General features: G+C 53.3%; 18 protein-coding genes and 3 tRNA genes. 7 read left to right on the forward strand and 14 right to left on the reverse strand.

Translation table 11 applies throughout. From position 1 onward, the window contains the following. Positions 1-5: 5 nt before the first annotated feature. The 8 genes from CSC3H3_RS05260 to CSC3H3_RS05295 all read right to left on the reverse strand — a co-directional run bounded on the left by CSC3H3_RS05260 (position 6) and on the right by CSC3H3_RS05295 (position 9,350). Positions 6-335, reverse strand: coding sequence for a hypothetical protein (locus tag CSC3H3_RS05260; protein ID WP_101264107.1), 330 nt, complete (start codon positions 333-335; stop codon positions 6-8). A 221-nt stretch (positions 336-556) separates the two neighbouring features. Continuing rightward, positions 557-632 (reverse strand) — tRNA-Lys (locus tag CSC3H3_RS05265). Between the two features lie 121 nt (positions 633-753). Next, positions 754-1,914, reverse strand: coding sequence for a rod shape-determining protein RodA (rodA, locus tag CSC3H3_RS05270; protein WP_101264108.1), 1,161 nt, complete (start codon positions 1,912-1,914; stop codon positions 754-756). Continuing rightward, complete coding sequence (gene mrdA / locus CSC3H3_RS05275) at positions 1,915-3,822, reverse strand: penicillin-binding protein 2 (protein ID WP_483887670.1); 1,908 nt, start codon at positions 3,820-3,822, stop codon at positions 1,915-1,917. It abuts the gene before it with no gap. A 239-nt stretch (positions 3,823-4,061) separates the two neighbouring features. Next, positions 4,062-4,577, reverse strand: a complete 516-nt coding sequence (gene mreD, locus CSC3H3_RS05280) for a rod shape-determining protein MreD (protein WP_101264110.1) — start codon at positions 4,575-4,577, stop codon at positions 4,062-4,064. After that, a complete protein-coding gene (gene mreC / locus CSC3H3_RS05285; protein ID WP_101284190.1) occupies positions 4,574-5,596 on the reverse strand; it encodes a rod shape-determining protein MreC in 1,023 nt (340 codons plus the stop codon). Before mreC ends, mreD begins: the two co-directional genes overlap by 4 nt. Positions 5,597-5,716: 120 nt before the next feature. After that, entirely contained in the window at positions 5,717-6,757 is a 1,041-nt protein-coding gene (locus CSC3H3_RS05290) for a rod shape-determining protein (RefSeq protein WP_073953786.1), read from the reverse strand. 1,039 nt (positions 6,758-7,796) lie between these two features. Continuing rightward, a complete protein-coding gene (locus tag CSC3H3_RS05295; RefSeq protein WP_101264112.1) occupies positions 7,797-9,350 on the reverse strand; it encodes a 2-isopropylmalate synthase in 1,554 nt (517 codons plus the stop codon). A gap of 632 nt (positions 9,351-9,982) precedes the next feature. On the opposite strand from CSC3H3_RS05295, the gene CSC3H3_RS05305 reads away from it, so the two are divergent. Both CSC3H3_RS05305 and CSC3H3_RS05310 read left to right on the forward strand, forming a co-directional pair. Beyond that, positions 9,983-10,627, forward strand: a complete 645-nt coding sequence (locus CSC3H3_RS05305; RefSeq protein WP_101286105.1) for a LysE family translocator — start codon at positions 9,983-9,985, stop codon at positions 10,625-10,627. A gap of 335 nt (positions 10,628-10,962) precedes the next feature. Continuing rightward, the gene (locus CSC3H3_RS05310; protein ID WP_101264114.1) at positions 10,963-11,280 is read left to right on the forward strand and encodes a hypothetical protein; all 318 of its coding nucleotides are present in this window, start codon (positions 10,963-10,965) and stop codon (positions 11,278-11,280) included. 132 nt (positions 11,281-11,412) lie between these two features. Here the strand turns inward: CSC3H3_RS05310 and CSC3H3_RS05315 are convergent, their stop codons facing one another. Continuing rightward, positions 11,413-12,447: a hypothetical protein gene (locus CSC3H3_RS05315; RefSeq protein ID WP_101264115.1), complete on the reverse strand. Its 1,035-nt coding sequence runs from the start codon at positions 12,445-12,447 to the stop codon at positions 11,413-11,415. A gap of 386 nt (positions 12,448-12,833) precedes the next feature. Beyond that, the gene (locus tag CSC3H3_RS05320; protein WP_101264116.1) at positions 12,834-13,862 is read right to left on the reverse strand and encodes a GGDEF domain-containing protein; all 1,029 of its coding nucleotides are present in this window, start codon (positions 13,860-13,862) and stop codon (positions 12,834-12,836) included. Positions 13,863-14,413: 551 nt separating this feature from the next. Here CSC3H3_RS05320 and CSC3H3_RS05325 point away from each other — a divergent pair. Together CSC3H3_RS05325 and CSC3H3_RS05330 are read left to right on the forward strand one after the other, a co-directional pair. Further along, on the forward strand, positions 14,414-14,620 hold the full coding sequence (locus CSC3H3_RS05325) for a cold-shock protein (protein WP_073953794.1): 207 nt from the start codon (positions 14,414-14,416) through the stop codon (positions 14,618-14,620). A 117-nt stretch (positions 14,621-14,737) separates the two neighbouring features. Continuing rightward, positions 14,738-15,394: a 5-formyltetrahydrofolate cyclo-ligase gene (locus CSC3H3_RS05330; protein ID WP_101284193.1), complete on the forward strand. Its 657-nt coding sequence runs from the start codon at positions 14,738-14,740 to the stop codon at positions 15,392-15,394. 215 nt (positions 15,395-15,609) lie between these two features. Here CSC3H3_RS05330 and thpD read toward each other — a convergent pair whose 3' ends face one another. Further along, positions 15,610-16,557, reverse strand: a complete 948-nt coding sequence (gene thpD, locus CSC3H3_RS05335) for an ectoine hydroxylase (RefSeq protein ID WP_101284195.1) — start codon at positions 16,555-16,557, stop codon at positions 15,610-15,612. A 265-nt stretch (positions 16,558-16,822) separates the two neighbouring features. After that, positions 16,823-16,896 (reverse strand) — tRNA-Gln (locus CSC3H3_RS05340). Between the two features lie 233 nt (positions 16,897-17,129). Between CSC3H3_RS05340 and CSC3H3_RS05345 the strand changes: the two genes are divergently transcribed. Continuing rightward, positions 17,130-17,810: a metallophosphoesterase family protein gene (locus CSC3H3_RS05345; RefSeq protein WP_101284196.1), complete on the forward strand. Its 681-nt coding sequence runs from the start codon at positions 17,130-17,132 to the stop codon at positions 17,808-17,810. Positions 17,811-17,834: 24 nt separating this feature from the next. On the opposite strand, the gene CSC3H3_RS05350 is transcribed toward CSC3H3_RS05345, so the two are convergent. Continuing rightward, the gene (locus tag CSC3H3_RS05350; protein ID WP_101284198.1) at positions 17,835-18,227 is read right to left on the reverse strand and encodes a GFA family protein; all 393 of its coding nucleotides are present in this window, start codon (positions 18,225-18,227) and stop codon (positions 17,835-17,837) included. 459 nt (positions 18,228-18,686) lie between these two features. Here CSC3H3_RS05350 and CSC3H3_RS05355 point away from each other — a divergent pair, with 459 nt between their 5' ends. After that, positions 18,687-21,134, forward strand: coding sequence for an autotransporter family protein (locus tag CSC3H3_RS05355; RefSeq protein ID WP_157831840.1), 2,448 nt, complete (start codon positions 18,687-18,689; stop codon positions 21,132-21,134). Between the two features lie 358 nt (positions 21,135-21,492). On the opposite strand, the gene CSC3H3_RS05360 is transcribed toward CSC3H3_RS05355, so the two are convergent. Then, positions 21,493-21,566 (reverse strand) — tRNA-Gln (locus tag CSC3H3_RS05360). 503 nt (positions 21,567-22,069) lie between these two features. Between CSC3H3_RS05360 and CSC3H3_RS05365 the strand changes: the two genes are divergently transcribed. Then, positions 22,070-23,092 (forward strand): Ppx/GppA phosphatase family protein, encoded by a 1,023-nt coding sequence (locus tag CSC3H3_RS05365; protein WP_245881286.1) that lies wholly within the window; start codon positions 22,070-22,072, stop codon positions 23,090-23,092. The last annotated feature ends 37 nt before the right edge of the window (positions 23,093-23,129 follow it).

Consider the following 23,129-nt stretch of genomic DNA (forward strand, 5'->3'; position numbering starts at 1 on the left):
GAATTTTACGAATTCACAGCGACCCATTTGTCATTGATTTCCCGGATGCGGACGACTTCATCAACATGGCGGGTGTTTTTAACGCCCAGCATGGTTGTCGTGACATCAGCGCTGACATCGGCTTCATAAAGGTCATCGCCAACCGACTTGATATCGCCGATTTCAACATTGGAAAGCTCGGTCTTTGCCAGTTTGCCCAGCGCGGCGTTCTGTTGGTCAAGAACGGTTCTGATGGCGTTTTCAACATCACTTTCAGACGGACCACCACAAGCGGCAAGGCCGACAAGCAGGGCTGCCGCAGCCACATGGCGAACGATCCTGGACATCTTACGCATTTCTCGGAATCCCCTTTTTTATAAGCCCGGACAGGCTTTGCTCCCGATAAATAGAACGCGCCTATTGGTTGAGTCCATATTTTTATGAACCATCAATGGGGGTGATAGGAGATTGTTTCTACCGCTGTGCATGAATGATGCGATCATCAGGCAGTAGTGTAAAACATCAAATCCGGAAAAAACAAAACCCCGGAAAACGCGAACGTTTTCAGGGGTTTGATTGGTGGGCGCACGGGGACTCGAACCCAGGACCCGCTGATTAAGAGTCAGCTGCTCTACCAACTGAGCTATGCGCCCATCGTAAGATGGTAACACGTGACCATTTGGTGTATCGATCAAGTGCGGAGCGGGTTATAGCCTTCTGGCAGTGATCTTGTCCAGACCAATTTTAACCCGCTGCCGATTTTTTGCATTTTTGTTAATGCCGCCCGTCATCATTGCCCTGCCGCGAGATACGCACATCGCGGTGGATGCTGATGCTCATGAGCAGGCCAAAGCTGACAAGGATCGTCATCATCACTGTGCCGCCATAGGATACCAGTGGCAGCGGCACGCCCACCACGGGGATAAGCCCCATCACCATGGCGATATTGATGAAGACATATAAGAAGAAGGTGGTTGTTACGCCAATTGCCACAAGCCGGCCAAACTGGTTGGCACAGCGCAGGGCAATGACATAGCCATAAACAATGACCAGCGTGTAGAGCAAAAGCAGGGCAATACCACCCACCAGACCAAATTCTTCGCCCAGCATGGTGAAGATAAAGTCGGTTTGTTTTTCGGGCAGGAAGTTAAGATGGCTTTGCGAACCCAGCATGAAGCCCTTGCCAAACAACCCGCCAGAACCCAGCGCGATTTTGGACTGGGTAATGTGGTAACCGGCGCCTAAGGGGTCATTTTCCGGGTTGAGGAATGTAAGGACACGGTTTTTCTGGTAATCGCGCAGGAATTGCCAGCCAATGGGAATGGCGGCCAGCGCCCCGCCCAGAATGATGGCAAATTTCCACATCCGCACGCCTGATAGCCAGAAGATGACACCACCACCCGCAACCAGCAGCAGGGCCGTGCCCAGGTCCGGCTGGCGCAAAACCAGAGCCGCCGGGGCCAGCACCATTAACAGGGGCGGGATCAGCAGGGGAATACGGCCCGTTTCCTCGATCGTCAGGCCATGAAAATAGCGTGCAAGTGCCAGCACCAGCGAGATTTTCATAAGTTCAGAGGGCTGAAGCTGAAAAAAACCCAGATTGATCCAGCGTTGCGCCCCCATGCCGATATCGCCTTTGATTTCCACACCCACCAGCAGGATCAGCGATATCACATAGGCGGCATAGGACATACGCAGCCATACCCGCACATCGGTTAGCGCGATCAGGATCATAAGGACCATACCGGCAGCAAAACGCATCATCTGCCGTTCGGCCCAGGGCTGCAGCGACCCATTGGCAGCCGAATAAAGCATGGCAAAACCGATGCAGGATAGAATGGCCAGCAGCAGAACCAGCGTCCAGTTCATCAATAACAGACGGCGCCCCAATGGCACATAATCGGGGTCCTGGCCGATACGGTAGCGGGCTGCCATTTAGCTTTCCTGTTTTTTCGTGGTCGTGCGCAAAATCTGTGAGGCCGACTGGATATTGACAGCCGAAACACCGGGGCGGCTGGATTTGAGTTCCTGGGCGCGGGTTAATAGGTCACGCGCGATTGGCGCAGCCACACCGGAACCAGAACCCCCGTGTTCGACCACAACAGCACAGGCATAACGCGGGTTTTCAACCGGGGCAAAGGCGATGAAAAGGGCGTGGTCACGGTATTTCCATGGCAGTTCGTCGTTGCCGATAACGCCAGTCTGGCGTTCATGCATGGAAATGCGGCGCACCTGGCTGGTACCGGTTTTACCCGCCATTTCCAACCCCTTGATTTTGATACGCGAGCGATAGGCCGTGCCGCGTACTTCGTTGGTTACACCATTCATGCCATCGCGAATGTAATTCAGGTGCTGGCGCGAAATGCCCAGATCGGGGAATTCGGAATCACTGCGGGCTGAAATGTCTTCGGGGACGACATGGTCGCGGGTCAGGTGCGGCGTTACGGCCTTGCCCGACGCCAGGCGGGCCACCATCGTTGCCAGTTGCAAAGGCGTGGTCAGCACATACCCCTGGCCGATGGAGCAGATAAGGGTTTCACCCCCCTGCCAGCGTTTGCCAAGCTGGGTTTCCTTCCATTCGCGCGTCGGGATCAGCCCGCTGCGTTCAGATGGCAGGTCAACCCCGGTCGGGTCGCCAAGGCCCAGGCGCTTTGCCATGGCGGCGATTTTATCAATGCCCAGCTTCTGCGAGACTTCGTAATAATAAACGTCGCAGGAATGCTTCATCGAATCATGCATATTGACCCAGCCATGACCGCCGCGTTTCCAGCAGTGGAAACGGGCATTGCCAAGGTCAAGATGGCCGGGGCAGAAGAAACGCTGTTCCGGGGTGACAACGCCGGCTTCAAGGGCGGCCAGCGCCACACATGTCTTGAAGGTCGAACCTGGCGAATAGGTGCCGTTGATCGCCTTGTTGGACAGGGGCGAATATTCGTTATTGATCAGGCTTTCCCACAGCTTGTGCGAAATGCCGTTGGTAAAACTGTTCGGGTCGTAAGTGGGGTGTGATGACATGGCAAGCACGTCGCCATTATAGACATCCATCACAACGGCCGCGGCACTTTCATATTCGGACAGGCGCTGGTTGGCAAAGCGCTGCAATTCTATATCAAGGGTCAGAACAACGGTTTCGCCGCTTTGGCCTTCTTCACGGTCGAGTTCGCGAATAACGCGGCCAAGGGCATTGACCTCGACCTGGCTGGTGCCTGCACGCCCGCGCAGCGACATGTCGTAGGTTTTTTCAATGCCGCTTTTGCCAATGCGAAAACCGGGCAGTTCGAGCAGCGGGTCGCCGGTCAGTTCCTTTTCGGCAACGGCGGCAACATAGCCAAGGGTATGGGCCAGATGCGGGCCTTCGGGGTAGTCGCGCGAACGACCGGCATCAATGATAATGCCGGGAAGATCAGGCGCATTTACACCCACACGGGCGACTTCATCCCATGTCAGGTTGTCGCGCACGGTGACGGGCACAAAGGACCGGCGACGCTGCACGTCATTTTCAACGCGGTCGATGGTTTCCGGTTCAATTTCAATGATTTGCGACAGAACGGTCAATGTCTTGCGGACATCGGGGGTTTGTTCGCGCACGATCAGGATATGGTAATTCTGCCGGTTCACCGCGAGAGGCGCACCAAACCGGTCGGTGATGATGCCGCGTGGCGGTGGCAGCAGGCGGTGCGAAATGCGGTTTTCATCGGCCAGTGTTGAATACCGGTCGCTTTCCATTACCTGAAGATAATACATGCGCGCTGCAAGGCCGGTCAGCAATACGCCCTGTCCAGCGCCAAGCATGATGGCGCGACGGGTAAACATGCGATATCTGTCTGAATCTCGATGCCACATTGATAGGTCAATATCCGTGTTCGGCAGCTGCGCCAATGGCAGCCAGGAAAGGCGGTATCATTTTATCGCTGCGCGATGGATATTAAAACCATCTTGTCAGCTTTCACGCCGGTTTTACCGCGAAATGTGCGGGGCGCAACAAAACAATATGTCTGGTCGCTGGCAGGTTATCGCACCTGTAAAAAGGCGTGGTTAACTGCCAGATGTGCGGTTGCCGGCAGGCAGGGTGGTGTAGCCGGTTAAAGGTTGCGCAGAAGCCCGTTTTGAATGCGCACCAGAACCCAGGCCACCAGCGGAAACATGCCTGCGGTGATCAGGTAACTAATCACCAGCGGCTGGAATGGCAATAGCGCGCCGGTCAAAGCCGAACTGAACAGCCATTGCAATAAAAATGCCGGGCCGGAAACAATGGCAAAACCCCACCACATGACGGTGAAGGCCTTGTTATGAAAGAAGCGGCCCTGATTGGCACTGGCTGATTGGACCAGCAGGAAAACCAGTGAACTGACACCAAGCGGCAGCCCCGTTAACAGATCCTGCAACAACCCCAGCATGAAGGCGGCAAGGCCTGTCATTAAATCGGGGCGGTTAACGGCCCAGTAAAACACGGCCATCAGCGTCAGAGCCGGGGTAACATCGGCCAGCTTGGGGATGCTATAGGGCAAAAGCCCGATCAAAAGCAGGACAAACACGCTAAATGCCGGAACCGTCGATCTTGCGATGACGTCAAGGCGTTGCCATACGCCGGGTTTCACGGTCGGCTGCCTGCGCTACCTGATGGCGGAGCATTGAAAACGGGCTGGTCAGGCTGGTCTGTGCCGTCCTCGCCCGAGGGGACAGGACCAACACCCACACCGGTTGGAAGTTCGATCCCGCGAATGGTCTGGCGGCCCTGGTCAAGATGCGGCATGGAATGCAATGCGTCCGGGTCCTTAAGGATGCCTGCCAGCCCGTAATTGACAACACGCAGATATTCAACCTGATGGCGGCGGAACAGCGGCGCAACGCGCACGGCATTTTCCGACACCGATGAAACGATGCCAACGGGAATACCCGGCGGGAAAGCACCACCATGGCCGGATGTCAAAACACGGTCACCCGGTGCGACAGTGGCATCGGCAGTCAGAAAGGTCAGAAGGGGCCGGTCGGTATTATCGCCCGAAAGAAAAGCGCGGTCGCGGCTGTTTTCGATCATGACGGGGATGCGCGAATTGATATCGGTGATCAAAAGAACGCGCGATGCCTGATAACCGGCATCGGCAATGCGCCCGATCAGTCCTTCGTCGGAAAGAACAGCCTGGCCTTTCAGCACACCATCACGGGTGCCAGCACTGATCATCATGCTATGGGCAAAGGCACCGCCCATGTCGGCGATAACACGCGCGCTGACTTCGTGCTGTGACGGCGGGTTGGCGTAATGGCTCAGCTCGCGCAGGCGGTTGTTTTCGTAGGTCAGGTTACGTGCCACCTGCTGCCATGCCAGCAATTCGCGGTTTTCTTCGCGCAGACGCAGGTTTTCTTCATAAAGGCTGGCAAAACTTTCGATGCGGCTGGTCACGTCATCGATACTGGCAGCCGGGCGGGAGGCCAGGCTCATGATCGGTGAAACCAGATCAACGGCAGCCCCGCGGATACGTTCGATCAAAACCGTGTCGGCCTTGCCCAGCAACATCAGGGCAAAACACGAAACAATCAGCAGAATGAACGCAAACCTGTGGAGTGCCGTACGGATCGGCGAAAAAATGCGCTGTTGTGGACCAGTATGTTGAGCCACGTTTTTCCCCGTATTCCCCGCGTGTCGTCGAAAAAGTCTTCGTCGCAACCAATGATAATAAAAACGCCGAGTCGCGTCCAGTCAAGGATGCGGCCCGGCGTAGATTTTCTCACACAAACCTTAATAGGCGGTGTGCAGCACGTTCCGCAGCATTTTCTTTTCTTCCAGGGCGCGGCCGGTACCCAGCGCAACACAGGAAAGCGGATCGTCTGCAATCGAAACCGGCAGGCCGGTTGCGTGGCGCAGAACATAATCAAGGTTGCCCAGCATGGCGCCACCACCGGTCAGAACGATGCCTTTATCAACGATATCGGCAGCCAGTTCCGGCGGGGTCTGTTCGAGGGCGACCTTGACGGCTTCAATAATCGCAGAAACCGGTTCGGCAAGGCTTTCGGCAATCTGGCGTTCGGAAATCAGAAGTTCCTTCGGTACGCCATTCATCAGGTCGCGACCGCGAATTTCCATGGTTGCACCGTCGCCATCGTCAGGCGCGCAGGCAGAACCGATTTCCTTTTTAACCCGTTCGGCAGTGCTTTCACCAACCAGCAGGTTATGAGTGCGACGGATATAGGCGATGATCGCCTCGTCCATTTTGTCGCCGCCAACACGAACGGAGCGGGCATAAACGATACCGCCCAAAGACAGAACAGCGACCTCGGTGGTGCCGCCGCCAATATCAACAACCATGGAACCGGTCGGTTCGGTCACCGGAAGGCCTGCACCAATTGCGGCGGCCATCGGTTCGTCGATAAGCCAGACTTTGCGGGCGCCGGCACTTTCGGCACTTTCCTGAATGGCACGGCGTTCAACGGCGGTCGAACCGGACGGAACGCAGATGATGACTTCCGGGCTGGCAAAGTTGCGGCGGTTATGCACCTTGCGAATGAAATGCTTGATCATTTCTTCTGCAATGTGGAATTCGGCGATAACGCCATCGCGCAACGGGCGAATTGCCTGAATATATCCAGGGGTACGGCCCAACATCAGCTTGGCTTCTTCACCAACCGCGAGAACCTGTTTTTTGCCTTTCTCGTCGGTGATTGCAACGACCGAAGGTTCGTTAAGGACAATGCCGCGTCCTTTTACGTAAACCAACGTGTTGGCGGTGCCAAGATCGACCGCCATGTCGGAGGATAATATCCCAAGCAGTTTGGAAAACATTCCTGCCCTATGCCCCGGTAATAGAAAACTCTTAAATGCGAATGCTGCGAATGCATCGCTCTAGATAGCGCAGCGAGAGCGCCTATGCACGAATAAACTGCAACGAATTGCGGAATAGTTAAGGCCGCCCCTGCCTTTGACGTGCTTAACGTGAATTTGCCCTTCTTGACCAGCAGAAAGGTTAAGATCAGATCATGGCGATTTGGATATTCAATTTATAATTGTGTATTTTGGGGCGCCTTAGGCTGCCTTATTTGCAAAGCACCAAAGGACTCGATAAACGCGAATTTTGAAATAAGTTAAGGGGCACGGGGCCGCGATTTCTGGAGAAGTGGGATGCCCGGCCTTTTCGGATTTGTCCGCCGTTATTGTCGTGAAAAATAGCTGAAATCCGGGAATTTGAAGTCATTGTGACTGAATGCGTCTGGCTGGGGCATCATGCCTGTAAGCTTCGATAATGCAGTTTGGGTGGTGAAGCATGATCCGCCAGTCATCGCAGCGAAAAAGGTGATGGTTTGCCATCAAAAGAGGGCTGATCTGACGCGGAACATTCCATTCCCCTTATGAAAATTTTCAACTTATGGTCGCTGGATTGGCTGTTGGGCAAAAACAGTCGAAATTTGTCCGTGTTATGTTGGTGAATATGAAGTGACGTTAACTTTTTCTGTGTTCTCACGGGCTTGTCGGCATCGTTCACCCTGTTTATCGGGGGATACACTTTGGGATAAGGTTTGATCTGCTAAAATGGGGGATGCGGGCAGGCGCGAAAATTCATGCCAGTTTGCAGGATCATGCAGGGCATTTGCAGCCCTTGGGGGCTGATAAAAATTAAAATCCCGGTGCGAATTTGTGGGCAAATTTGCCGATGTTTTCCACCGAGTTGAATTTTGACGTCACATTATAACCTGGATCGCCGCGTTGATTGCGACTCGCAAGTTCGGGTTTTGATGCAGGGCCAGTATCAGGCACAGTTTACAGCCATAAAAAAACGGGCGACCCGAAGGCCACCCGTTTTCAGATAATATGGTGTGTCGTGGACTTAGGATGCCATGGCATCCGGTGCTGTTTTCTGGCTTTTGAGGATCAGCTTGTTCACGGCAGTAACGTAGGCCATGCAGGATGCAACAACGGTATCGGTGCTTGATGAATTGCCAATCACGGTGCGGCCATCGCCCTCGAGTTTGACGGTCACCTGTGCCTGGGCATCGGTGCCTTCGGTAACAGCATGCACCTGATAGAGCTTCAACTGCCATTCCTGATGCGGATAGATTTCCTGGATGGCATTGAAGGTCGCATCAATCGGGCCGTCACCAGTGGTTTTGGCGGTTTTGATTTCGCCATTCACATTCAGTTCCAGTTCGGCAACCTGCGGGCCCTTGGAGCCACAAACAACGCCCAGCGAAACGAATTTGATATGTTCGTTATCACGCAGGCCATCATCGACCAGGGCGACGATATCGTCGTCATAGACTTCTTTTTTCTTGTCGGCCAGTTCCTTGAAACGGTCAAACGCATCCTGGATGGCATTGTCACCCATTTCGCCAAAGCCCAGTTCCTTGAGCTTTTCTTTGAAGGCATGACGGCCGGAATGCTTGCCCATCACCAGGCTGGACTTGTTCAGACCAACGCTTTCGGGCTTCATGATTTCATAGGTTTCGGCATGTTTCAGATAGCCGTCCTGATGAATACCGCTTTCATGGGCAAAGGCGTTGGCGCCGACAATGGCCTTGTTCGGCTGCACGACAAAGCCCGAAACCGCCGACACCAGACGCGATGCATTCATGATTTTGGTGGAATCCAGCCCGGTTGAATACGGCATAACGTCATTGCGGGTTTGCAGCGCCATCAGGATTTCTTCCAGTGCGGCGTTACCTGCGCGTTCGCCCAGACCGTTAATGGTACATTCAATCTGGCGCGCACCAGCCTGAACCGCGGCCAGCGAGTTGGCAACCGCCAGACCCAGATCGTTATGGCAGTGAACCGAGAGGATCGCCTTGTCGATATTCGGCACGCGGTTAAACAGCATGGTCATGATCGCGGCATATTCGGCCGGGGTGGTGTAACCAACGGTGTCGGGAATGTTGATGGTTGTGGCACCGGCATCGATGGCGGCTTCAACGCAGCGGCACAGGAAATCGTGCTCGGTGCGCGAACCGTCTTCGGCGGACCATTCAACATCATCGGTAAAACGACGGGCAAACGCGACGCTTTCGCTTACTTTTTCCAATACGCGTTCCGGCTCCATCTGCAATTTGTATTTCATATGCAGGGGGCTGGTGGAAATGAAGGTGTGAATACGTTTCTTTTCTGCCGGGACCAGGGCTTCGCCAGCGCGTTCAATGTCGCCTTTGGTGGCGCGGGCCAGCGAACAGATTGTCGGGCCTTTGATTTGTTTGGCGATTTCATTGACAGAACGGAAGTCACCGTTTGAAGCGATGGCAAAACCGGCTTCGATGATGTCGACTTTCAATTCGGCCAGTGCCTGGGCAACACGCAGTTTTTCATCGAGCGACATCGATGCGCCGGGCGACTGTTCGCCATCACGCAAGGTGGTGTCAAAGATTACGACGTGGTTGTCTTGTGAACTTACCATGGCTTCGTTTCCTGTCTTGGTCGGGCCTGAACGCCCTTCAATCATATAAAAATGTTCGGAAATTCAATGCGGGCCGGAAATGCGGCGCGACGGGTTCCCCTGAGCTGCGAGGCGGCGGCACAAACCTGTATCAGGGTGCGGGGGCCTCGGGTGGAACGCTCAGGGGCGGGTAAGTCGTAGCGACCCGCGAGCGGCACAACCTAGAAGACCCGATAGTAGAAGCGCATCAGACATAATCGCACGGCCATGTGCCGAAACGGCCACAGCACCTTTAGCGCGATTAATTTGAATGGTCTGGTCTGCGAACATGGGTCTTCGATCAGGTGAAAGCACAGTTTGTCTGTGGCGCTAATGTCGACGGCATGGGCGGATAGGTCAAGTAATTTTTGTACCCGTCTTGCGTATTTTTTGACCGTTTTTGCCAATCTTGCAATGCGCATTCCTTATCCCACCAAAAATTGGCGGTATTCGCAACGGTTTTTGCCGGGGTGTGTGCTGCTTATGGCCAGTTCGCCATGTTACTTTTTAACCCCGAAATGCTGATATGTGAAAAAGTTCATCTTGCCCTGTGCTGCGCGCAATTGGCGAAAGGGGCGACATGGTATATGCCGTGGGGCAGGCTGATTTTTAAAATGGATAAAAAAATGAATCTGTCGCTGGTCGCAGCTTTTATACCGACTGCATTTTTCGTCTCGATCACGCCGGGCATGTGCATGACACTTGCACTGACCATGGGCATGACCATCGGGGTGCGCCGCACCTTCTGGATGATGGCGGGCGAACTGGTTGGCGTTGCGATTGTTGCCCTGTCGGCGGCATTGGGTGTTGCGGCCGTGATGCTGGAATATCCGGCGGTTTTTGCTGTGTTCAAATATGTCGGTGGGGCGTATCTGGCCTATCTGGGCATACAGATGTGGCGCTCGCGCGGGCGCATGGCGCTGTCGTTTGATACGGCTGCCGGCATGACCGATGGTAAAGCTGCCCGGCCCGCAGCACTGGCAGGTCAGGGTTTTCTTACTGCAATTGCCAATCCCAAGGGCTGGGCCTTCATGATTTCGCTGCTGCCGCCCTTTATCCATATTGATCAGCCGGTAATGCCGCAGCTTTCAGCCCTTGTAACCATTCTACTGGTGATCGAACTGGGCTGTTTGATCATGTATGCAGCAGGCGGTAAATCGCTGCGTCATTTTCTGGAAAAAAGCGGCAATGTACGCATTCTTAACCGTATTGCCGGCACGCTTATGATTGGTGTTGGCATCTGGCTGGCATCAAGCTGAAATAGCATCACGTTCTTTGCGATCTCTGCTTTGTATCTGAAGGTGGGGATATGGGGATAAAAGCCGGGTAGGAACTGCCCGGCTTTGCTGTTTTTAAGGGTAGGGATGGCGGATTTGACCGGCGAAAAACGTCTTTAGGCTATTGCTAGGCCCTTAAAATGGAATAGACTTTCGCAACAATTGAGTTTTTGCTCTGGCCTTGTCGCGATTGTCATATTCAGGCAGGCGTTCTTTTTGGGGTTCATGCAGTGTCGTGATGATGGGCCTGGCCGGGGTGCAGATTGTGACTGGTGCGGAAAATTTCCCCGCGCCCAATAGCCCGGAAAGAGCATCAGATGCGTGAATTACGCTGCATTATTTTTGAAAACCTTGAGATCATCAAAGCCATTACCGGGCATCGCCGCCGCACCGGTAAACCCTTGCCGCCGGGCCAGATTGGCAAATTGAAAATCAGCACCAGCCCCGATATTGTCGTCACCCTGGAACTGATCCCCGATGATGGTCATTCCCTGTTTATTCCGTCGTCGGGGGCGGAACTGGCGGCGGCTTTGATCGGTTATTGCATTGAACTGCGCGTGCCCATGCCCGTGTCAGCCAAAAAGGCGCTGACGGTTCTTGATGGTCACATCGCGCTAAAAATCACCAAAAACTAGATTTTCTGGCTTTAGGGGCGGTGCCGTCATGAATGCGATGGTCTGCATCATTAAGGCTTTGCAGGCCGCCAGAACGGTTGGGGCTATGGCGTAACGTTGGGCTGAGTTACGAGCGCGCAGCATTGCCGTGGCTTACCACTGCATCATTTTGCCTTTCAGGGCATTCATGCGTTCTTTTTCGTCCTTGAAATGCTGGTTGGCGGCCACGCCATCCTGCACCTTGGTCATCATCAGCCATTCCTTGACCTTCATGAAGCGCGGGGCAAGGAATTGGTAGGTATCGCGCACCAGACGCACGGTTTCGGTAGAGCGTTCGGGGGTAAGTTCGACCCATTGCTGAAAAAGCGGTTCCCAGGCGCGCAGGCGACGGAACAGGTCATCGCGTTTGGTGCGGATATATTGGCGCTGGGTGGTGAAATTGCGCAGTACCGACATGATTTCACCGGTATTGGCGTCAATTTCATCAAAGGATGCCTCGAACTGCTTCATGGCATCATCAATAAGGCGGATAACCTGGGTAACGGTTTCAAGCACGCCTTTTTCATGGGCGTAAATGCGGCGCAGTTCCTGTAGCTTCACATTCACCATCTGCACCAGGCGGTATTTTTCGCGCAGGGTTTCAATATAGGCCAGTTCATCGGCAACCTGATGAACCAGATTGATCACTTCCTCGCGGTTTTCGCGGCCCATGCCCAGCTTTTCGGCGACTTCGTCAAAGGCTTCGTTGATTTTGCGTTTGGTCGCCGGGTCTTCGGCGATCTGCATCAGCTTGTCGGGATCCGTGATCAGTTCTTCACTGCCCGACATCCAGGTAACCAACTGCATGGTGACGCGGTTATAGGCGATCTGCTGGTGGTTGGTATCAACCTTCCACGATGCTTCACCGGTCAGAACTTCAAGCGGCAGATCATCGCCGGGGCGCAGCACATTGATAAAATCCAGCGCCTTGTCGACCAGGCCGATCAGTTCGCCATCATTGGATTCTTCATCAATGCCAAATTCACGGCAGACAGCACGCAGCGGCAGCGAAACGGTTGAACCTTCGCTCATTTTCAGGACAAAAAGCGACTCCCGGGAAATGTCCGATTTCTGGAAATGGCATTCCTCGAACGTCCGGAAAATCTTGTGCTGAAGGTCAAGTTTGCGTTCGCGTATCTGCTTGCTCATATCGCTTTTTCCGCCCGATTAAGGCCTGTCTTCGCAGACGCTTCTTTTGATGTCTTTGCCAGTAGGGGCATGTTTTTGTTCTGTCGCCAAATCGCACTTAACGCCATACAGCATCAAAAATACCTTGTTCCCGCAGCCTTTTGCAATCGACATATTTGCAAATCGCCGGTTTTGAAAGGTCAAAGCGGGCAGGAAGGCCGCCCTGGCAACCGAGACGCTTTTTTGTGAAATTCCAAAGGAATTGGTGCGATCCGGGGGTAGGCAAGGGAAGCTGGCAATCGGTGCAGTTTAAATGCGGTGCGCATTTTCATCGCGAAATGGCAGGTCCGCGAATTTTGCCGGTAGTATAATGCCGCCTGGCGTCAATGCTTTACGTAGATGGCTGTTTAATCCAGCCGGATGCAGGTATTGCGGCCTGCCTGCTTGGCGCGATACAGGGCTTCGTCGGCGCGGTCGATGAATTCAAGGATGTTTTCGCCCAGTTTCAAGCCACTAAGCCCGATCGAAACCGTCAATTGGCCGAAATCCTTGCCGGTTTTTTTGTTACGAATGCGCCGTGAGGATACGTTCTGCCGCAGCTTTTCAGCCAGTTTTTCGGCATTTTCCGGTGTTGTTTCGGGCAGGATGATTGCAAATTCCTCGCCGCCATAGCGGGCAACGGTATCGGCCCCCTTGGTCGAATTGACGAGAACACGCGCCACTTCCTTAAGCACGCCATCACCAGCACGGTGGCCGTATGTATCGTTGAAATGCTTGAAGCGGTCGATATCGATCATCAGCAGGGTTAACGGACTTCCGGTTTCCATGCTGTTGGTTACGGCTTCGCGCAGGGAGGCATCGAACATTTTACGGTTGGCAATGCCGGTCAATGTGTCGGTCAGAGCGTCCCGGCGGACCAGTTCCAGCTCGTTTCTAACCCGGCGTACTTCGCCATGATATTGTTCAAGAGACCCCTGGAAATCAACGCAGCGCTGGCGGGTGTGATTGGTGGTATCGACCAGGCCGGTCGTAATGCCGCGCACTTCTTCGATGGTGATGTTTTCATCTTCAAAGCGGCTGGCAGCATCGCCAAGATGCGAACAGAATCCTTCGGTTTCGCGCAAAACCTCGTCAACGGCGTCTTCCACCCGTTCAACGGCGGCCTGCAAACCGGCAACCCCGGCGGTAAGCTGTTTGTCGACAGCACCAACACCCAGATATTTGTGATAAAGCCGGTAAACGGTTTCTTCGTTCAGGTCCTGGGTGTTACGCACAAGCACACGGATAATCTGGCTGAGTTCCGAAATTTCATCCGCAAGATAGGCATAGAAAACGTGATAAACCTGCGGCGTTGGTTGCAGGTTCAAATCCGTAATCATGGCCATGACGTTCTGGGCGATGTCACGCGGGTTGGCTATCTTCGTCGCTGCGGTCACTTGATAATTATCCGATCCGGTATCCCATAAATCCAGGTTGGCTCTAAATCCCGCAGGGCTCGCTTTATCCGCGTTTGGTGTCTGTTTGCAGCGCAGGGCACATTGTTTGCATGTCGCAAAAGCCAGCCGCCAGACTTATAAATTTCTGTCCACCTGAACTTAATGCACTCTTATTGAGCCCAATGCAATTGCCTATCAGCAATATGGGCAGGGGTTTTGGCCGCCGGGTGGGCAAAGTTCTATACTTGTTTATAGTCATTCTGATCCTTGCGAGTATCATAAAGTATAGAAAAGTCTGCATAAATGGGTAGGGGCGAGGATCAGACCTGTTCTAAAGAACATCGTGAAGAAAAGAATCCTTAATATATGATTTCGTTGCGCAACAGCTGTTTTTCGCGTAATTATTGAAACAATGCAGTGTTTCAGAGGTTGATCTGCTTGCCTTCTGGTTGAGGGAGAGTCGGAATCGGCCGCTGAGGGGCCGCAGGACTTGCACTAGTGTCCTTCCTGGGCGAAGGGCATGCATATCAAACTTAAGGACGACTACTGATATGGCTACCGGAACGGTTAAGTGGTTCAACGCGACCAAGGGTTATGGCTTTATTACCCCGGACGAAGGCGGAAAAGATGCATTTGTGCATATCACCGCAGTTCAGCGCGCTGGACTCCAGGGTCTTGATGAAGGCCAGAAGATTCAGTTCGAGCTGATTGAAGGTCGCAACGGCCGCATGTCGGCGGAAGATCTTGCTCTCCTCTAATATCGATTTGGATTGCAGCATTGCTGACAAACCGTTAACGCGCCGGTCACCGGCGCGTTAGTCGTTTATGGGGTGTTTTAATGCGGCCTGACCCGGACAGGATGGAAAACACGTTTTATGAACCCGCAACATTCCCCGGTTTATATGCCAAACCTGCCCAAGCCGCCCCACAACCCGAATGATGCCGACACCATTGCCGACTGGCGCAAACAGGTGCGTAAGGCGCTGCTGGCGGCGCGCACCGATATGCCGGGTGAGATGCGTATTCCGGCCGTGGCCGCTATTTGCCGGTTGCTGAAGGATGTTTTGGCATCGACTGATTTGCCTGCAAAAGCCCGCGTTGGATTTTACTGGCCCGTGCAGGGCGAAATTGATGTGACCAACGTGATTGGTGCGCATATTGCGAAGGGCGGGCAGGCGGCCCTGCCGGTGGTGACCGCGCGCCATCAGCCCATGGTGTTTCATCGCTGGACGCCTGATACGACCATGGTGACGGGCTTTGCCAATATTGCGATTCCCGCCACTCAAGCGGACCAGGAGCCGGTGGTCCCGGATGTTATCTTTGCCCCGCTTGTTGGTTTTGATCAGCAGGGTTACCGGCTGGGATATGGTGGGGGCTTTTTTGACCGGACTTTGGAAGCACTGGGTTTCAAGCCTGTTGTTATCGGTATTGGTTTTGCCCATGCCCGGTTAAACACGATTTTCCCCCATCAATATGATGTGCCGGTGGATATTCTGATCACGGAGCAGGGTGTCGAGTATTTTGGGCGCTAAAGTCCTTTGACTTTAATTTGCGCCGTTATGCTTGTTGTTGGCGTTTTTCGTTTGCCAACAGGCAAGGTGCACGCGATGGACAGAATGCAAAAGGCCTCTTGCTGGCGGAAATTTCCTTGCAGCAGGGCCAGGCGGGTAACGGGGCGGGCACAGTTTGTCTCACAAATGATCGATACTGTGCCTGCCTCTAATATGCACGATATGTTTTTTCGGGATCATTCCGCCGCATGCAAACGTGCAGTCGCGATGTTTGGCCTGCTGCGGATGGGGCGGATATTATCGCGCGTTGCCAGGAAATCCGGCCGTGGGGATTTGGCAGCAAAGGGCGCAACAACGCGGTTTTTCATGCTGTTATAAACGAAAAACGCATTTGACCGCGGGAAGGGTGTGATGTTGTTGCCCGACCCGTGCAATGTGTTGCAATCAAAAATCAGCACAGAACCAGCAGGGCCGGTAGGTGCGGCAAGGCCGTGTTTGCGGATCATGGCTGTCAGGCTTTCCTGATCGGGCGTGCCATATTCCTGGGCCTTCAGCGAATTTTTGTAATTGTCGTCCGGTGTTTCGCCGACACAGGAAATGAATTTCTTGTGCGAACCGGGCACCAGCATCAGTGGTCCGTTATAGGGCGTGTTTTCAGACAGGGTGATGGACATGGAAAGCGCACGCATGCGCGGCATACCATCTTCGGTGTGCCAGGTTTCAAAATCCGAATGCCAGTAAAATTCCTTGCCTTTGAAAGCCGGCTTAAAATTCACGCGCGATTGATGGATATAAACATCATCAGCCAATAAATGTTCGGCAATCGCGGCAAGCCTGTCGTCGGCCATCAGGTTCAGATAGGTCTGGTTCTTTTCGTGAATTCGAAAGACGCTCCGCACCGCGTTGCTGGATGCTTCACGAATCACGTCTTCTTCGGTTTCGCCCGCTTTGCGCAGGGCTTCGGCCTCCCGGCGAAGGGTGGCAATTTCATCGGCGCTAAAGACATTTTCAATGAACAGATATCCATTTTGTTCATAAAAATCCTGCTGTTCGTGGCTTAACACGCGGCTGTTGCCGGAGTCTGACCAGATCACAGGGTCGGCGCGATCAATGATATGGGGGATGCTGTCTTTGCGGGATCGATAGATGTCAGTTGGGAAGTCACCTGAGATGTCATTTGGCATCGTATGCTCCTTTGCTTGCGCACTCTCTGCATGCGTTGCGTTGTCAATTCATGTCGCTTTCACCTAACGGGGGTGTCAGCCATGTGTTCCATATGTTTTTGGGGTTGTTTTCTTAAAAGGTCACAAGTTTTGGTTGTGGGTACGGATTTAACCCAACAAGACAAGGGTGTTGCCTGCGAAACAATCACGGATGAAAGGGTGTTTGTATTTTGCCTGCCTGCGAGGTGCCGATATGGCATTGTCTGAAAGGGCGGCATAAGGATCTTGGCTGGGGAACCTGGATTCGAACCAGGACTAACGGAGTCAGAGTCCGTGGGTCTACCGTTAACCTATTCCCCACCGGAACCAAGATCGCAGCCTGTGCTGCTGCGCGACGGAGTGGTTAAACGAGGCAGTCGCGCTTGTCAATAGATGCGGGGCAAAAAACGTGTCTTTTGGATGTTTGTGAAAATTCCGCCTTGGGCTTTGGCCGGGCAGTGATACTTATGGGAGGCAACTGTTGTGTAATGGTTTTGCCATTTTGACAGTGTATTTTGATTGCTTCCAGATATTGCAAAAGACAAGAGCCGATAATGCCTGTGCTGTTTTATGGTGACCCGCACCGGAATTTTGATCCCCTGTTTGAGGCCGTGTCACGGCATCAGCCGGAACATGTGGTGATCCTGGGGGATCTGGATTTGCAGCGTCCCTTTCGCGAGGTATTGGCCCGGGTGCTGGCACAGGGTATCGCGTGCTGGTGGATTCTGGGCAATCATGACTGCACGGATGCCGCGCAATATGATTTTCTGTTCGAGGATTACCCCGAGGGTAATTTGGGCAACCGTGCTGTGGAAATGGTATGCCGGGATGGCAGCATAACCGTTGCCGGACTGGGGGGGATTTATCGCGGGCGGGTCTGGTACCCGATTGGCCATAAAAGCCCGGTGTTTAAAACCCGTGAGGATATGGTTGCCCTAACGCGCCCTCATGTTCGTTGGCGCAAGGGTATTCCGCTTCGCCAGCGTGATACTATTTTTCCCGAGGATCATGAAATTCTGGCGGGACAATCCTGCGATGTGCTGGTCAGTCACGAAGCCCCGTCCTGCCATGAATATGGCACGCTGGAAATTGACCGGCTGGGGCTGAAAATGGGCGCACGCCTGTTTGTTCACGGGCATATGCATCACAGCTATTTGGGTAAAACCGCGTATGGAACGCCGGTGCGCGGTCTTGATGGTGCCGAAGTGTTTTTGCTGTCTCCGGCGGATTTATAAGTCTGCCGTCGCCCATTTTTAGGCTCAGTCTTCGTGCCGTCTATCCGTTTCCCGGTCACGGTCATAGGAATGTTTCAGGGTGAAATCAGGTAACCAGCTTTCACGGCGAATGGTCCATAGCTCGTAAGTCGGCTGAAACTGGTTGATGTCATCCAATATGCCGATATTGACCTCGATTTCATCGCCACTTTGGCCGAAAACCGGTGAACCGCAATTGGGGCAGAAATGCCGGCCTTTGTAAGCGCGGGTTTCGCCGCTGACTGTTATGGCATCTGCGGGGAAAATCGCCGAGGCATGAAACAGGGCACCGTGATGTTTGCGGCAATCAAGGCAATGGCACAAACCAACCCGATAGGGGTGGCCCACCGCAATGATGCGCACCGCGCCGCACTGGCAGCCACCAATTACCCCTGACATTTTAATCCTCCTGTCCTCTGTCCCTTTGGGCGAATTTTTAAGGGCAGCATATCGCGGTGTCGGCCTGACGTGCAAATGCACGTTTGGGGCGGTGTGCAAGCGTTGAGATGGAGTCATCTTTAAATTGCGTTAAATTGCAAAAAATCGCCCAGTAATCGCATTATATGTAAGATTAATAATGCAGGGTTTATCTGGTCAGTCGATATGCCTTATTGGACAGGGTTTTATTAACTTCATGTTTAAAATCAACAGGATGGAATTTTAGATAAATGTGATAAGTCTGGCATTTTAGCCAGTTAAAAGTTGACACCCATTCGCATTCATCAGATTAGTTTGATCTGATTTGTCAGATTTTTCAGAAAAAACATCTCGCTTACAAAAGCGCGCGCCACGTTTGTTCGGGGAATTCTCCGGGGGATGAAACGGGCCGAATGATGGATGGTTATGGGGCACCCACACATGAATATACGTCGCCGTTTGGCATGCCAGGCTTCCGCTGTTGCATTAACAGCAAGCCTTGTTACGACCTTTGTTCCGATTGTTCCGGCACAGGCGGATGATTACACCATTACATCCCCCGAGTTAGCGCCATATACGATTTTATCAAATGATAATCTGACAGTCACTTCGACCGGCAGTGCACCCCAGGTTCAGGCCACCAGTGTTATTTCATCCAATCTGCTTAATGATGGAACGATTGATAATACGTCCGGCGTTGGTTTTGTCCTCAATAGCGGGACAATGGGGACCATTTCGAACAATGGCCTGATTCAGGGGTCTTCGAATGGCGCGGAGCTTAAGTCCGGAACTGTTTCGTCTTTTGTCAATGCAGGCACAATCAAGGCGCTTGGCAATGCTGGGCTTGATCTTGCTTCTGGCACATCAATTGACAACCTGGAAAATTTATCGACAGGCCTTATCACTGGTGACAGTTCTGGTTTGCAGATGAATAATGCCAGCATTGGGACATTGACCAATGCGGGAACTATTTCTGGCTCCAGATACTATGGGGTATTTGGGTACGGTACCATCAGCAAGCTTGATAATAGCGGCTTGATATCTGGTAGAACGGGGATTTATACCAATGGCACCATTGGTGCGCTGGTTAATAGCGGTACAATTACCGGTTCAAAGTATGGGATTTATAAATCGGGTAATAGCTCGACGATTTCGGCGTTTGACAATAGCGGACTGATAAGTGGAGCGAATGCGGCAATCCGCGTAGATAGTGGCGCGATTGGTACAATTGCTAATACCGGCACCGTTCAGGGCGATATTAACATCGTAACCGGCGATAACATTGTGTTCACCGGTGGTTCTGGCGGCACCATTGGTACATTGACCGGTTACAATTCAGGGGCGACTGGCAACATTAATGCAGGCAACGTCGCATTCCTGTCCGGGGCAATCCTGCTTAATGATAACGTTACCGCCAGTTCTGGTTCAGGCAGTGTGATCAATAGCGCGGAATTACATGTGAATTCCGGTGTGAACATTACCGGTAATTATATTCAGAAATCTGCGGGTTCGCTTGTGATCGGTGTCAGTTCGGCGTCTGATTATGGCAAACTGGTCATTTCCGGGACTGCAGCCCTTAACGGTACTGTGACCATTGTGGAAATCAGCACCGGTGCCATCAGTGTGGGTGATAGCTACACGATTGTCGATGCGACGGGCAGCATTAGCGGAAGTTTTTCATCGGTTTCGATTACGGGCAACAGTTTCACAACAATTGTTTCCGGAACCCAATATACCGTCAGCATCACGTCTGGTTCTTCGGGATCAACACCGATATGGGAAACTGCAGGTAATCAGGCCGGGCAGGGATCGTTGGGGCAGGCGCTTGATACGCTTTCGACCCAAAGCGAGTATGGCAACCTTTTAACCCGTATCCGTGTGTTGTCCAGCGAAGGGCAAAGCCATGCCTTGCAGCAACTGGCCCCCAATATTACGGCAGGCAAGATGAGCAACACGCTGGCTTTGTCTGGCCCGGTGACCAAGGCGATTGAAGCACGCCAGGTCGCACAGCATGATTTTGGCGCGTCAAAAGGTGTAGCCGCCGGATCGCCAGTCGCCACCAATGGTTTGTGGGGGCAGGTGCTTGGTGGGCATTCACGACTGGATGGTTCGGCAACCGATGGCGGTTATGCCGCAAACTATGGCGGTTTCCTGATCGGTATTGATCATAGACCAACGTCAAATACATCTGCGGGTGTTGCAATCAGCTGGCTGAACGGAAAATCCAAGGGATCGGACGCATCGTCAGGGCAATCGACGGATCTTAATTCCTATGCCCTGACATTTTATGGCAAATGGCGGCCGGATGGTCAGTCGCTGTATTTTGATAGCGAACTTGGCGCAGCCTATGACCGGTTTGATCAAAGCCGCAATATCGATGTGTCCGGTGATGTTGCCAGTGCGGAATATAGCGGCCAGCATTACAATGCGCGACTGGGTGCAGGTTACGATATTCCCCTTTCCGAAGGAACAACACTGACGCCGATTTCAACGCTGCGCTATTCCTATGTTCGCAGTGAAAGCTATGATGAAACCGGTGCGGGTGTTGCCAACCTGCATGTCGACAGCAACAATTTTGACTCGCTCGAAGGCGAGATCGGCGCACGCATCTCGCAGGATATCGACACCTCTTTCGGCGCGATGACATTTGATGCGAAAGCGGCCTTTGTTCACGACTTCACCAATAGCCCGGTTTCTGTCTCGGCCTCGCTGGGTGGGGTTGGTTTTGTCTCAAGCTCCGACAAGCCAGCGGAAAATGGTGTGCGTCTGGGGCTGGGAAGCACCCTGTTTGCCGATGGCGGCTTATCGGCACGCCTGCAATATGATGGCGACTTCCGCAGTGATTACGTGTCGCATAGCGGAATGCTGATGTTGCGCCAGGCATTTTAGGGTAACGCGCTGCGGGTTTATCCCGTACCGTTTTCAGGCCTGATTTTTATGCAGGGAAATGTGCCAGTGCGGTGCGTTTCCCTGCATTTTTTATGGGATGCAGGGCGGGTGCCGGTGCAGGGAACAATATGTGTTCTATGCGGGGAAATTTGGCCCGTAAGGCGCATCTGCACTTATTTGCCTAGGCGCTGTACGATCATGCAAGCAGGCATGATTGGCTGGAATAAGGCTGTTTTTGGTGGGAGCGAGCACACGCAATTTTCCCGCCCGTGTCGATGCATTGAAAATCGACAAACAGATGCGTTGATGCTGCCGGCAGCAAGCAGAAATCCTGAAATTTTGGGAAATTGGGAAAAATTGGCTGGGGGACCTGGATTCGAACCAGGACTGACGGAGTCAGAGTCCGTAGTTCTACCGTTAAACTATCCCCCAGCAGAACTTTTATGTCACGCCGTCTGGCGTGGAGCGGTGTTTATAAAAACGCCTTGGCTTTGGCAAGCATTTTTTTGCGAATTTGTCATTTTCAGATGCGAAAATGGTTAAGACACCATATATGGGCATTATCAGGCGCGACGAAGGTTCGGCCAACTTGCCCTCTGATTTAACCACAAAGTGAATGGGGGATTTGCGTTATTTTGCATTCTCGGTACACTTATGTGACAGATTCGGCGTTTTCGTGGTCACACTGTTTCCAATTCGCCATGTTGTTTTGTGGCAAGGGTAATGTTATCGCAGAAAACAGCCGGTTCGCGCAGGTAGACTTTAAGGCAACCATTTAACTGGCAAAGGACAATGTAACGGTGACTCACAGTTTTCCCCATAACACATCCGGCGGGTCGGTACGGCTCGATTCCGGGAATGTTGTGTCCAGGGATTCCGTGTTGACGACACCGGGACACACCAATGCCGCGTCCGAGCCGGGAAATTCCCGCTGTTTGAGCAGCCATCCCCCGCTTTATGGTGCGATTGATCTGGGCAGTTCCAACTGTCGCCTTCTCGTCGCCCGGCCGTGTAATAGCGGCTTTAAGGTTGTTGATGCGTTTTCGCGTGTCGTGCGCCTGGGCGAAGGCGTGCGCGAAAAGGGCTATCTGTGCCAGGGTGCGATGGACCGCGCGATCGAGGCATTGCGGATTTGCGCGAAGAAACTGCGCAAACATCCTGGCGTAAAATTACGCGCGGTTGCGACCGAAGCATGCCGTTCTGCCGATAACCGGGACGAATTTGTGCGCCAGGTGCGTGAAGAAACCGGCATTGCCCTTGATATCATCAATCCTGAGGAAGAAAGCCGCCTGGCGCTTCAGGCCTGTTCGGCCCTGCTTGACGAGCGCCCCTATGCCATTGTTTTTGACATTGGCGGTGGCAGCACGGAAATCTGCTGGATCAAGGTTGCGAAGACCGGCGAAACACGCTGCATCGAAACGCTTTCGATGCCGTGCGGTGTATTGTGCCTGACGGAACGCTATGCGGGTGTTGAAAATCGCCGTGACCGGTTTGAAGCCATGCGCAGCGAAATTCGCGAACGTCTGGAAGACTTCGCCCAGCGCAATTGCTGCTCGGATATTCTGGATGACAATAAAGTCCAAATGATTGGTACGTCGGGCACCGTGACCACATTTTGTGGCATTGCCCTTGGCCTTGAACGCTATGAACGCCACAAGGTGGATGGGTCGGATTTGCGGTTTGACGATGCCGAACGCGTCACCGAGCTTCTGTTGCGCATGGAAGCAGACAAGCGCAAGGGGCATCCCTGCATTGGCAATCAGCGTGCCGAATTGATGGATGCCGGGGCCGCCATTTTTGCCGCCATTCGCGATATCTGGCCGCTGGCAACCCTGAAGGTTGCGGACCGTGGCCTGCGCGAGGGCATTTTGGTCGATTTGATGCGCGCCGACGGGCACGCTATTGACCCGTGCGAAGCACGCCGTCATACAGGGGCCCAGATACCGGCATCTGTCTAACCGGCAATTGGCCGGCCTGCTGGCTACCCTGTTCATT

It is taken from the genome of Thalassospira marina (assembly GCF_002844375.1).
Classification (GTDB): Bacteria; Pseudomonadota; Alphaproteobacteria; order Rhodospirillales; family Thalassospiraceae; genus Thalassospira; species Thalassospira marina.